The 10,770-nt window shown below is 62.7% G+C and carries 18 protein-coding genes and 1 tRNA gene; 8 read left to right on the top strand and 11 right to left on the bottom strand.

Features of this window, described 5'->3' with window-relative positions; translation table 11 throughout:
• The 5 genes from EOA36_RS15525 to glpK form a co-directional block, all read left to right on the top strand.
• On the top strand, positions 1 to 591 hold a 591-nt coding region (locus tag EOA36_RS15525), incomplete at its 5' end, for a carbohydrate ABC transporter permease (protein ID WP_145969182.1).
• A complete protein-coding gene (locus EOA36_RS15520; protein WP_127278380.1) occupies positions 591 to 929 on the top strand; it encodes a hypothetical protein in 339 nt (112 codons plus the stop codon). The genes EOA36_RS15525 and EOA36_RS15520, both read left to right, overlap by 1 nt.
• Positions 926 to 1,213 carry a DUF2160 domain-containing protein gene (locus tag EOA36_RS15515; protein ID WP_127278379.1) on the top strand — a complete coding sequence of 96 codons (288 nt, stop codon included), beginning with the start codon at positions 926 to 928 and terminating at the stop codon, positions 1,211 to 1,213. The genes EOA36_RS15520 and EOA36_RS15515 overlap by 4 nt, the downstream gene beginning before the upstream one ends.
• Positions 1,214 to 1,293: 80 nt before the next feature.
• Positions 1,294 to 3,021, top strand: a complete 1,728-nt coding sequence (locus EOA36_RS15510) for an ABC transporter substrate-binding protein (protein ID WP_127278378.1) — start codon at positions 1,294 to 1,296, stop codon at positions 3,019 to 3,021.
• A 92-nt stretch (positions 3,022 to 3,113) separates the two neighbouring features.
• On the top strand, positions 3,114 to 4,604 hold the full coding sequence (gene glpK, locus EOA36_RS15505; RefSeq protein WP_127278377.1) for a glycerol kinase GlpK: 1,491 nt from the start codon (positions 3,114 to 3,116) through the stop codon (positions 4,602 to 4,604).
• 66 nt (positions 4,605 to 4,670) lie between these two features.
• Here the strand turns inward: glpK and EOA36_RS15500 are convergent, their stop codons facing one another.
• Positions 4,671 to 5,138 (bottom strand): BA14K family protein, encoded by a 468-nt coding sequence (locus tag EOA36_RS15500; protein WP_127278376.1) that lies wholly within the window; start codon positions 5,136 to 5,138, stop codon positions 4,671 to 4,673.
• A gap of 257 nt (positions 5,139 to 5,395) precedes the next feature.
• On the opposite strand from EOA36_RS15500, the gene EOA36_RS15495 reads away from it, so the two are divergent.
• A tRNA-Lys gene (locus tag EOA36_RS15495) sits at positions 5,396 to 5,471 on the top strand.
• 109 nt (positions 5,472 to 5,580) lie between these two features.
• Here the strand turns inward: EOA36_RS15495 and EOA36_RS15490 are convergent.
• A complete protein-coding gene (locus tag EOA36_RS15490) occupies positions 5,581 to 5,799 on the bottom strand; it encodes a hypothetical protein (protein ID WP_127278375.1) in 219 nt (72 codons plus the stop codon).
• A gap of 256 nt (positions 5,800 to 6,055) precedes the next feature.
• Here EOA36_RS15490 and EOA36_RS15485 point away from each other — a divergent pair, with 256 nt between their 5' ends.
• Positions 6,056 to 6,259: an Arc family DNA-binding protein gene (locus tag EOA36_RS15485; RefSeq protein ID WP_127278374.1), complete on the top strand. Its 204-nt coding sequence runs from the start codon at positions 6,056 to 6,058 to the stop codon at positions 6,257 to 6,259.
• On the opposite strand, the gene EOA36_RS15480 is transcribed toward EOA36_RS15485, so the two are convergent.
• The 9 genes from EOA36_RS15480 to EOA36_RS15450 all read right to left on the bottom strand — a co-directional run bounded on the left by EOA36_RS15480 (position 6,225) and on the right by EOA36_RS15450 (position 10,460).
• The gene (locus EOA36_RS15480) at positions 6,225 to 6,509 is read right to left on the bottom strand and encodes a hypothetical protein (RefSeq protein ID WP_127278373.1); all 285 of its coding nucleotides are present in this window, start codon (positions 6,507 to 6,509) and stop codon (positions 6,225 to 6,227) included. The genes EOA36_RS15485 and EOA36_RS15480 overlap by 35 nt on opposite strands.
• Positions 6,510 to 6,565: 56 nt before the next feature.
• Positions 6,566 to 6,889, bottom strand: coding sequence for a hypothetical protein (locus tag EOA36_RS15475; protein WP_127278372.1), 324 nt, complete (start codon positions 6,887 to 6,889; stop codon positions 6,566 to 6,568).
• 43 nt (positions 6,890 to 6,932) lie between these two features.
• Entirely contained in the window at positions 6,933 to 8,291 is a 1,359-nt protein-coding gene (locus EOA36_RS15470; RefSeq protein WP_127278371.1) for a hypothetical protein, read from the bottom strand.
• Positions 8,292 to 8,337: 46 nt separating this feature from the next.
• Positions 8,338 to 8,532, bottom strand: coding sequence for a hypothetical protein (locus EOA36_RS37015; RefSeq protein WP_145969181.1), 195 nt, complete (start codon positions 8,530 to 8,532; stop codon positions 8,338 to 8,340).
• Positions 8,533 to 8,668: 136 nt separating this feature from the next.
• Entirely contained in the window at positions 8,669 to 8,809 is a 141-nt protein-coding gene (locus EOA36_RS37290; protein ID WP_189553231.1) for a hypothetical protein, read from the bottom strand.
• Positions 8,806 to 9,027: a hypothetical protein gene (locus EOA36_RS15465; RefSeq protein WP_127278370.1), complete on the bottom strand. Its 222-nt coding sequence runs from the start codon at positions 9,025 to 9,027 to the stop codon at positions 8,806 to 8,808. Before EOA36_RS15465 ends, EOA36_RS37290 begins: the two co-directional genes overlap by 4 nt.
• A complete protein-coding gene (locus tag EOA36_RS15460) occupies positions 9,024 to 9,293 on the bottom strand; it encodes a hypothetical protein (protein ID WP_127278369.1) in 270 nt (89 codons plus the stop codon). The genes EOA36_RS15465 and EOA36_RS15460 overlap by 4 nt, the downstream gene beginning before the upstream one ends.
• Complete coding sequence (locus tag EOA36_RS15455) at positions 9,290 to 9,574, bottom strand: hypothetical protein (RefSeq protein ID WP_127278368.1); 285 nt, start codon at positions 9,572 to 9,574, stop codon at positions 9,290 to 9,292. Before EOA36_RS15455 ends, EOA36_RS15460 begins: the two co-directional genes overlap by 4 nt.
• Before the next feature lie 232 nt (positions 9,575 to 9,806).
• Positions 9,807 to 10,460: a hypothetical protein gene (locus EOA36_RS15450; protein ID WP_145969180.1), complete on the bottom strand. Its 654-nt coding sequence runs from the start codon at positions 10,458 to 10,460 to the stop codon at positions 9,807 to 9,809.
• A 70-nt stretch (positions 10,461 to 10,530) separates the two neighbouring features.
• Between EOA36_RS15450 and EOA36_RS15445 the strand changes: the two genes are divergently transcribed.
• Positions 10,531 to 10,758: a hypothetical protein gene (locus tag EOA36_RS15445; RefSeq protein ID WP_127278366.1), complete on the top strand. Its 228-nt coding sequence runs from the start codon at positions 10,531 to 10,533 to the stop codon at positions 10,756 to 10,758.
• The last annotated feature ends 12 nt before the right edge of the window (positions 10,759 to 10,770 follow it).

The following is a 10,770-nucleotide window of genomic DNA, read 5'->3' as shown; positions in this document are numbered from 1 at the left end:
GTCATGAACACGGTGATTTCGGTATCGGTGGCTCTGCCGGCGGCTTACGCTTTCTCGCGCTATCGTTTCCTTGGCGACAAGCATCTGTTCTTCTGGCTGCTGACCAACCGCATGGCGCCGCCGGCCGTGTTCGCGCTGCCGTTCTTCCAGCTCTATTCGGCTTTCGGCCTCATCGACACGCACATAGCGGTGGCGCTGGCGCACTGCCTGTTCAACGTGCCGCTGGCGGTGTGGATCCTGGAAGGCTTCATGTCGGGTGTACCGAAGGAAATCGACGAGACCGCCTATATTGACGGCTACTCGTTCCCGCGCTTCTTCCTCAAGATCTTCATGCCGCTGATCGCCAGCGGCATCGGCGTCGCCTGTTTCTTCTGCTTCATGTTCTCATGGGTGGAATTGCTGATCGCGCGCACGCTGACCACCACCGACGCCAAGCCGATCGCCGCCACCATGACCCGCACGGTCTCGGCCGCCGGCATGGATTGGGGCCTGCTCGCCGCCGCCGGCGTGCTGACGCTGATCCCCGGCGCGCTCGTCATCTGGTTCGTCCGCAATTACATCGCCAAGGGCTTTGCCCTGGGGAGGGTATAATGGTCGCGGGTGACGTCAAAATCTCCGAGCTGCGCCAACTGACCAACAGTCTGTTTGATGGTCTTGAAGATCAAGGCATTGACAGCATCCATGTGGCGCAAAGCCAATACTGGAAGGTCTATTTCACCGATGCGTTCCAAGCCGAAACTCCGACTTGTGTCATGGGGGACGTGTACGACGACCTCAACGATGTACGTGCGGAAGTCGACAAAGCTCGAGAAGACGAAACGATCTCGTGGCACGCATTCATGCACCTCGCCGGTTTGATCAACTTGGTCGCTTATGCCGCTGAAAACGGTGAGCTCGTGAAGTCTGCGGCAATGGAGGCGCGGCAATGAATCTAGACCTCTCCTGGATGGCCTGGACGTGGCCGACCGCGGCTTTCTTCGCGACCATTCTGCTACTGCTGTGCGGCATGGCCGCCTGGGAATACGCCTCGCCGGGCGGCAATCCGCGCGTCGGCATCCTGCGCTTCGAGACGACGCGCGGCGACCGTCTTTTCCTGTCGCTGCTTGGCAGCGCCTTTATCCATCTCGCTTGGCTGGGTCTTGTCGGATCCAACCTGTGGTGGGCTCTCGCTCTCTCCGTGGTCTACGCCATCGGCGTGTTCCGCTACGTATAGAGGGGGAAACTGTTGGAGCGGCCGCGTGCCGGCGACCGCTCCAGATCGCACTTGAAACCTTGAAACTGTGGAGGAAACTAATGCGACGTCAATTTTTAACATCAACGACCGCCATTGTCCTGTTGCTCGGGGCAGGCAACGCCTATGCCGGGATGGACGAGGCGAAAGCGTTCCTGGACAAGGAGATCGGCCCGCTGTCGACGCTCTCGCGCGCCGACCAGGAAGCCGAGATGCAGTGGTTCATCGATGCCGCGAAGCCTTTCGCCGGCATGGACATCAAGGTGGTGTCGGAAACCATCGCCACCCACCAGTATGAATCGCAGGTGCTGGCGCCGGCCTTTACCGCCATCACCGGTATCAAGATCACGCACGACGTCATCCAGGAAGGCGACGTCGTCGAGAAGATCCAGACCCAGATGCAGACCGGCCAGAACCTCTATGACGGCTGGGTCAACGATTCCGACCTGATCGGCACCCACTGGCGCTACCAGCAGGTGCGTAACCTGACCGACTGGATGGCGGGCGAGGGCAAGGATGTCACCAATCCCAACCTCGACCTGAAGGATTTCATCGGCACCTCCTTCACCACCGCTCCCGACAAGAAGCTCTACCAGCTGCCCGACCAGCAGTTCGCCAACCTCTACTGGTTCCGTTACGACTGGTTCAACGACGAGAAGAACAAGGCCGACTTCAAGGCCAAATACGGCTACGACCTCGGCGTGCCGGTCAACTGGTCGGCCTATGAGGACATCGCCGAATTCTTCACCGGCCGCGAGATCGACGGCAAGAAGGTCTATGGCCACATGGACTATGGCAAAAAGGATCCGTCGCTCGGCTGGCGGTTCACCGATGCCTGGCTGTCGATGGCCGGCAATGGCGACAAGGGCCTGCCGAACGGCCTGCCCGTCGACGAATGGGGCATCAAGGTCGACGAGAATTCGCGTCCTGTCGGCTCCTGCACGGCGCGCGGCGGCGACACGAATGGACCGGCGGCCGTCTACTCGATCCAGAAGTACCTCGACTGGCTGAAGGCCTACGCGCCGGCCGAAGCGCAAGGCATGACCTTCTCGGAATCCGGCCCTGTGCCGGCGCAGGGCGCGGTCGCGCAGCAGATCTTCTGGTACACCGCCTTCACCGCTTCGATGGTCGACGCCGGCGCCAAGGCGGTGCTGAATGACGACGGCACGCCGAAGTGGCGCATGGCCCCGTCGCCGCACGGCGTCTACTGGAAGGACGGCATGAAGCTCGGCTATCAGGACGTCGGTTCCTGGACGCTGATGAAGTCGACGCCGACCGACCGCGCCAAGGCCGCATGGCTCTACGCGCAGTTCGTCACCTCGAAGACCGTGGACGTGAAGAAAAGCCATGTCGGCCTGACCTTCATCCGCGAGAGCACGATCCACGACAAGAGCTTCACCGAACGCGCCCCGAAGCTCGGCGGCCTGATCGAGTTCTACCGCTCGCCGGCCCGTGTCCAGTGGTCGCCGACCGGCACCAACGTGCCTGACTATCCGAAGCTGGCACAGCTCTGGTGGCAGGCGATCGGCGATGCCTCGTCCGGCGCCAAGACGGCGCAGGAAGCGATGGACTCGCTCTGCGGCGAGCAGGAAAAGGTCATGAGCCGCATCGAGAAGTCGGGCGTTCAGGGCGATATCGGCCCGAAGATGGCCGAAGAGCATGACCTCGCCTACTGGAATGCCGACGCGGTCAAGAAGGGCAATCTCGCGCCTCAGTTGAAGATCGAGAACGAGAAGGAAAAGCCGATCACCATCAACTACGACGAACTGGTGAAGAGCTGGCAGAAGTGAGACTGTCCATGCGGGCGTTCGCGCCCGTGTGAAATTGGGGGAGGCGGCGCGTTGCCGTCTCCCCTGTTTGTGTCGAGGCGGAGGACTTCGGAATGAGTGGTTTTGTGCTGGCGATCGACCAGGGCACGACATCGACCCGGGCGATACTGTTCGATGACCGGATGAAGGTCGCGGGCACCGGCCAGAAGGAATTCAGCCAGCATTATCCGGCGTCGGGCTGGGTCGAGCACGACCCGGAAGAAATCTGGGCAAGCGTCGTGACCACCGTGAAGGCCGCACTGAAAAAGGCCGGCCGTACGGCTGCTGATGTCGTGGCCATCGGCATCACCAACCAGCGCGAGACCGTCGTCGTCTGGGACAGGGCGACGGGCAAACCGGTCCACAACGCCATCGTGTGGCAGGATCGGCGCACCGCACCGCTGTGCCAGAAGCTCAAGAAGCAGGGGCTCGAGAAGAAATTCACCCGCAAGACAGGGCTGCTGCTCGACCCCTATTTCTCGGGCACCAAGATCGCCTGGATGCTGGACAAGGTGAAAGGGGCAAGGCGGCGCGCCGAGAGAGGCGAATTGCTGGCGGGTACCATCGACAGTTTTTTGATCTGGCGGCTGACCGGCGGCAAGGTTCATGCCACCGACGCCACCAACGCCTCACGCACGCTTGTCTACAATATCGAGAAGAATGCCTGGGACGACGAACTGCTTTCCATCCTGCGCATCCCGGCCGCAATGCTGCCGGAGGTAAAGGATTGCGCCGATGATTATGGAATCACAGAGAAAAACCTGTTTGGCGCCGAGATAAGGATACTCGGCGTTGCCGGCGACCAGCATGCCGCGACCATCGGGCAGGCCTGTTTCGAGCCGGGTATGATGAAATCCACCTACGGCACCGGCTGTTTTGCGCTGCTCAACACCGGCAGCGATCTGGTGCGTTCGAAGAACCGCCTGTTGACCACCATCGCCTACCGGTTGAACGGCAAGACCACCTATGCGCTGGAAGGCTCGATCTTCATTGCGGGTGCCGCGGTGCAATGGCTGCGGGACGGCATCGAGGTGATCGGCAAGGCCGAGCAGAGCGGCAAGCTGGCTGCCGAGGCCGATCCGACGCAGAACGTCTACCTTGTGCCGGCTTTTGTCGGACTTGGCGCGCCGCACTGGGATGCCGGGGCGCGGGGTGCTATCTTCGGGTTGACCCGAAATTCCGGTCCTGCCGAGTTTGCCCGGGCGGCTTTGGAATCAGTCGCTTACCAGACCCGCGACCTGCTCGACGCCATGCACAAGGATTGGAAGGGCGCCAAGGCAAAGACCGTGCTCAGGGTCGATGGCGGCATGGTGGCTTCGGACTGGACCCTGCAACGCCTCGCCGACATCCTCGACGCGCCGGTCGATCGGCCGACAATCCTGGAGACGACCGCGCTGGGGGCGGCCTGGCTCGCCGGCTCGAAGGCGGGCGTGTGGCCCGCCGCGCAGGAGTTCGCTAAAAGCTGGGCGCTCGAGCGGCGGTTCAAGCCTGATATGGACGCGTCCAATCGTACTGCGAAACTAGCAGGCTGGCGTGATGCAGTGCGCAGGACACTGAGCGCATAAGGAAAGGCCCGCGCCGTTTCCAACGCGGGCCTTCGGCTCACACACTTTTAGGCCACTCATACTCACTCAGTAAGGCGAACGGCACTCCCGACGAGGACCATTGTTCGGCTGGAAGGTGTTATCCGAAGCGCGGTAGCTCCGATAATGATCGTAGCACCACTGCACATGGGCATTGCCTTCATAGACGCGGTTGTTCTCATTGACGATCGCGCCGGTGATCAGGGCGCCAGTCGCGAAGGCAGCGAGCGGGAACCAGTAATCCCCATGACGGCGATAGCCGCGGCGATATTCCCGATAGCCGCGATGACCATTCCAATACATGTCACCGTTGCGGCTGAAGCTGCGATTGCGCGAGAAATTGCGGTCGAAGGAGCGGTTTCTCCGCCATTCCCGGTATTGCACTGTCTGCATGTCCGACGTTGTCGCCTGGGACAATGGCACGTAGGCCGGCTGGGCGTTGACCGGCACCACCTCCGCCGCGACGAATGTGGCCGAGAGCGTGGCGGCTAGCAGACCCGTTGTCACTCTATTCATTGGTCTTCTCCTCGAAGGTTTGGCGAACGTCCCTTTGGCGGAAAACGATGGTGCTTCGGATTTGTTCCGCCGTGTTGGCAGCCGTTGCCGGACCGAAACCGAAACCGCGGGCTGCTCACCTGGACCCGGGGAACAAAAGCAAGGGGCAGCGATTTAGGGCAAAGAGCGGGTTTGAAACCCATCTTTTCCGGTTGACCGGTCGCGGCACTCTCCCTATGTTCCGCGCAATTTCGGGGGCGGCCTTTTCGAGCCCGCGGGAGCGCGTAGCTCAGCCGGTAGAGCAACTGACTTTTAATCAGTAGGTCTCGGGTTCGAACCCCGACGCGCTCACCACAGTTTCACGTGGAACATCAAGCACTTGGCATTTTGGCTGATAGAACAGAGCCGGAACCGTGCGAGAAAAAACAGGCCGTGCGAGATAGTTTTCTCGCACGGCCGTTCTTTATGCGTTCCGCGCCGCCGCGAGGATTCGCGTGACTCGGCGGTTGGCTGCCTTGATCTTGTCCTGGGTGATGTAGGCCAGGCTGACCGTCGTATGGCGCAGCAGCTCGTGCTGCTGGTCCTCGGCGTTCTCGGAAATATAGATGGATGCCGTCAGCAGGCTGTCCATCTCGGCTAGCAACTCGTCTATCTGGTCGGCTAGATGTTGAATGGTCTCCATTTCACTAAGCGTTTCCTTCCCGTTCGTTGTCAGCACCCCCAGGGGAACCTTGCAACAAGCTTTGCGCCCGTCTCGGCTGGGCTCCTAGTAATGTGACCGGGTGTTAGAAAATGTTTTGGGGATTGATGTGCAAAGCGGGGATAGGCGGTGGCGCGTATACGATTTGTTCAGTTCTGAAACAGGCCCACAAATGGGCCATCCGGCCCATGCGTGGCCGCATTTCTCGCTGTTAAGGATTCGGCCATAAGAACGGGCAATGTCAGAGCCGACCATAACCCTGCATGCCCGCATTCCCGCCTCGCTGATGAAGCGATTGAAGCTCGCCGCGATTGAAAGCGGCCGCAGCCAGAATGGCGAATTGCTGGCGCGCCTGGCGACTTCCTTCGAGCTTGACGGACCCGACCGCGCCCAGGCGCTGGCGCTGGTCAACCAGCTGGCGGCGCTGCTGGAAAAGCCGTAGCGAGATAGCAGCCGACGACAGTGAAATGGTTGCGCACGCGGTTGCCGCAGGCCATGCAGCGCAGATGCCGCTGGCCGACGAAGCGCAGCTGCTCGCCGCCGCCCCAGCGCCGCTCGATGCGGTGGCGATCGACCGGGCCGACATGGCCGCAGACCAGGCAGCGACCGCCGAGAATGTAGGCCGGCGGGATGTCGCGAAAGCTGATCGCATAATAGGCCTTGCCGGGCACGGCATCGAAGAGCGGGTCCATCGTTCCGATTTCGTTCCGCTGCGAGGCGCCGTCAAGCGGTGGAGGAAAATATTCCTCTAATCGGCGCTGTCGCGCAAGCCCAGGCCTTCGCGGTAGGGCGATGCGGCCCAGCCGGTGACGGCGGCAACGTCGACCGTCACAGTGCCGCCGGGCATGCCCTTGATGGTGACCTGGCGGTCTTCGAGGTCGACGCGCGACACCTCGCCGGTGACATCGACCTTCTGCCCCGGCTTGGCCTTCTTCGGCGCCGGGATCGAATGGGGGAAGCCATAAAAGGGAATGCTGACGCTGGCGCGCTGGTTGTCATCGACAAGCTTGATGATGGTGACGGTGACCGTCACCTCGTCGCCGACCGATATGTCCGTGATATCCCACGCCATGGCAGAAGAATGGCGCAGGGGCGGCCGGCGTCAAGATGCCGTATTACAGGCCGATCTCCGTTTCGCCGTCGGCTTCGTGCCAGGCGATCATCTTGCGGATCGCCTCGTCGGCCATTTCGGGGTGCCGCGCCAGATAGTGTTTTAGGATGCGCGTGGCGCTGTCAAAGCTGTGCCCGGTGATCGAGCAGATTTCGGGCACGGTGGCGCCGGCCAGCGCCAGCCAGGTCACGGCGGTGTCGCGCAGATCCGGCTCGATGAAATCCTTGAGCGTCGGGCAAGGCTTGATCAGCCAGTCGACGCCATTCTCCGCGCGGATGCCGCGCACCGCCATGTCGCGCACCTCGGCGAAGCGGTGGCTGTAGACCTGACCCTGATAGGTCTGCCACATGCATTTCTCAAAACGCTTGTCGACCAGCTCGTTGAGGATGATGCGGGCAAAGCGGCGCTCGATCGCAGCGCGTTCCTCCGGCGTCTCGGCGCCCAGCAGCGCTTCGGCGCGGGCGGCGGCGCGGCGCAGTTTCGAGGCGGCAAGCCGCTTCTCCAGCTCGGGCGCCTCGCGGATGGCGACGACGGCGCCGGTCTTGGCCTGGCGGAACACGCGGCGCTTGTTGAGCAGGCCGCGATCCTCCAGAGCCAGCCTGTCGCCCTGGCGCTGGCCGGTCCATACGCCAAGCAGCGTCATGTCGCCGACCTCGTGCCAGCCGACATGGTCGGCGACGGCCACCAGCGTCTCGATCTCGGTGCGGGTGCCGAAGCGCACGCGCGGCGGCGGCGTCGCCATGCCGAGATCCTGCGCCGGGTTGACGCCGCCATTCATGCGGAATTTGGTCTTGCCGCGCCGTTTGGCCCAGCCCAGCGCCACCGACAGCGTGGCGATGGTGCCGCGCGCCGTGGCGAGCCCTCGGCTGGCGACCAGCTCTTCATAGACGCCGAAGACTATGGCCTGTTCCAGCGCGTCGACCGGCGAGGCCCACAGGTCGGGATGGTCGTTCTCGATGACGCGCGCCTTCTGCTTGAAGTCGACGATCGACTTCGGGGCATAGACGATGCGCGCCGCCACCTGGCGCCGGCGCAGCTCGGCATCATGCGGCAGCTTGAATTTTGGCGAGCGGTACCAGTCCTCGAACATCTGGCCGACCGTGAACAGCGCCGGCCTGCCGTAGCGCGGCGCTGCGATCGCGGTTGCCGTCTTCGGCTTCTCCTGCTCGGCCTTGCGGGCGGCCGCCAGCGTCTTGCAGAAGGCATCGGACCAGTCGACTGCCTCGCCGCGGCTGAACCACCGGCCATCCTCGTGGCGCAAATCTTTGGCCTGGTGGCCGGCGGCGCGCAGCTGCGGCCCCGGCTTGAAGCGCGGCCGGCCGCCACGCCAGTCGACATGCGGATGCGGTGTGATCTTCGGCATGGTGTGGCTCCTACGCGCGCGAGGGTGAATCGCGCGGATGGTTTTGTCAAAGGTCAGCCCTGGCTACGGCATTGCTCATCGGCAGATAGACCCAACCAGGCACGGCCTTTGCGGTGAACGGGAGATCGGCGAAGCGTTTGCCGCAACTCTTCACATACGCCTTGTGCAGCTTGCGCAACGCGATCAGCGCCTGTTCGGCTTTCATCTTGGTGGCTCCTGAAAAAAATACGCCGGGCGCCATTCACGGCCGCCCGGCAGGTTGCGCCCCTCGACCGACAGGAAGGGGCGGTATGAGAATTCAGGCCCGGCGGGTACGCATGGGGAGGGAACAATCCCGCCGGGCTGGCCGGCCGCTGGGGGGAAGCGGCCGGCGGGGTTCAGTGATCGTCACGGACATCGAAGCCGAAGCGCTTCGGGCGCGGCAGGAGGTAGCCGACCAGCAGGAAGACGCCGGCGAGGCCGAGCGCGCACAGCGCGCCAAGACCGATCATCGCCCAATAGGCTTGTTCGGTGGTCATGTGATCGCCTCCAGCCATGCTTCGGTGTTGATGGTGGCAACGCCCTTCTGGCCGGGGCCGTGCTGCACGGTCAGCAGACCTTTGCGCTCAAGCGCGTCGATCGTGCTGCGGCTCCAGCCGTGGGCACGGCCCGCCAGCGTCCAGCCGCCGCGCCCGCGCCACAGCGGGCCACATTGAGCGTCGGACATCGCCGCCACTTCGGTGCCTGACAGTTTCATTTCCGCTTCCTTTCCGCGCGCTGTTCCATGACGCCGTGAACGATGAGGCCGGCGCCGGTCAGCACCGGGCAGTCGCCGTAGATCCGCACCAGGCCGAGGCTCTGCAGCGACTTGAACACTGCGAGGCTGACGCTGGCCGGCGGCCGCCCGAAGCCGTTGGGTCGGCGGTAGAGGCGATAGGCCTTGAAGAGGCTGATGGCCCGGCGCTGCTGCTGTGTCAGCGTGGCCGGGTCGATCGTGCTGGTGATGGCGGCTTGAGCCGTCATGTGTTCACTCCATTGTAGCGGGCGCGCAATGCGGCGGCGGCTGATGCCACCATGTCCGCTTCGCCCTCGTTCTGGTTTGCGGGCAGCGGCTGGGGTGCGACGACCCCGCCCGAACGCAGCCACACTTCAACCGCCCGACGCGGCCAGACATCGCCGGTCGAGATCTTGCGCGGGAAACCCTGCTCGAGGTGCAGCCGCAACCATCGCCGCTTCAACCAGGACGGCTTGCGGCCGAGCGCGGCGGCAACTTCGTCAAGGCTGGCTGTTTCGTTGGAGAGCATGGCAGGCGTCCCGCTTGAGTCGCTGCCTACAATAAGCAAGTTTGCTTATCTTGCAATATGCAATGTTGAAGCGCGCTTATCGACGCTTATCTGCGCCCAGCGATGCCGCATAAAAAGCCATGGCTTTTGTAAAGTGCGCGATTCGGGAAAAGCCATGGCTTTTGTAAAATGCGCGACTCGCGAAAAGCCATGGCTTTCGTCAACTGCGAAAAGCCATGGCTTTTGTTAAGTGCTAATGGCGGGGGCGGATGACGCCGACTTCAACGCCCATGATGACGACGCGGTCGTCGTCTACCTGCTCGGGCCGTGACGGGCCGAGCTTGGAAGAATGGGTGGTGATGAATGGCGCCTCATAGCGCCGCATCACCGTTTCGGTGCGTTGGGTCACCAGGTCGGTGAGCTGGGCAAGCACGATATCGCCAGACTTTGGCCGGCGGTTCTGGTCGATCAAGACAATATCGCCCGGCAGAATGCCAAGCAGATCAAGCGCCCAGCCCTTCATGACCCAGGCGTCAACGCCGTTTCGGTTGCCCTTGTGAGCGGCGATCGCGGTGGTCACCCATGAGGGCAGCGGTTCGTCGCGCTCCATGTCGTGGGGAAGCGTCTCGCTTTCGCCGAAGCCCGGAAGCCGGCGCTGGCCGGGCATCACGTTTTTGGGGATGCCGGAATAGGTGGCGATTGCCTCAAGCGTCCGGTCTGTAACGGAGAGCCGGCCCGACTTGTCGTTCATATAGCGGGTGATGGTTGATGCCGCCATGCCCGAATTCAGCGACAGCTCCGACAACGACAGGTTCATGTATCGGGCGACCGCCTCGATCCATGCCTTCGTGTCGTGCTGCTGGCTCATGCCGCGCACAATAGTTGGGGAACTCGCTACAACACGCACGCACACACGCCTTGCATAATCAGCATATTCGCTTATCACGATGAGCAAGTTAACGGCAAGGTGATTCGCGGTGTTGGAATTTTCGGACATCGAAACGCGTCGGGCGGCTGCTCGTATCGACCAGAACGAACTGTGCCAGCGGGCCAACGTTCACTTCATGACCTATTCGCGGCTGAAGAACCGGCCGGGCAAGCACGGCGCGACCGAACGCACTCTGAAGCGGCTGCATGTCGCGCTCGATGCGCTGGTAGTCGAGCGGAAAGGCGCACTCAACGAAGAGGTGCAAGGCAGTGGATGATCCACGGGAGAT

Source organism: Mesorhizobium sp. M8A.F.Ca.ET.021.01.1.1 (assembly GCF_003998025.1).
Taxonomy (GTDB): domain Bacteria; phylum Pseudomonadota; class Alphaproteobacteria; order Rhizobiales; family Rhizobiaceae; genus Mesorhizobium.
Note: the sequence above shows the minus strand (reverse complement) of the source record. Positions and strands in the feature narration are given on the sequence as shown.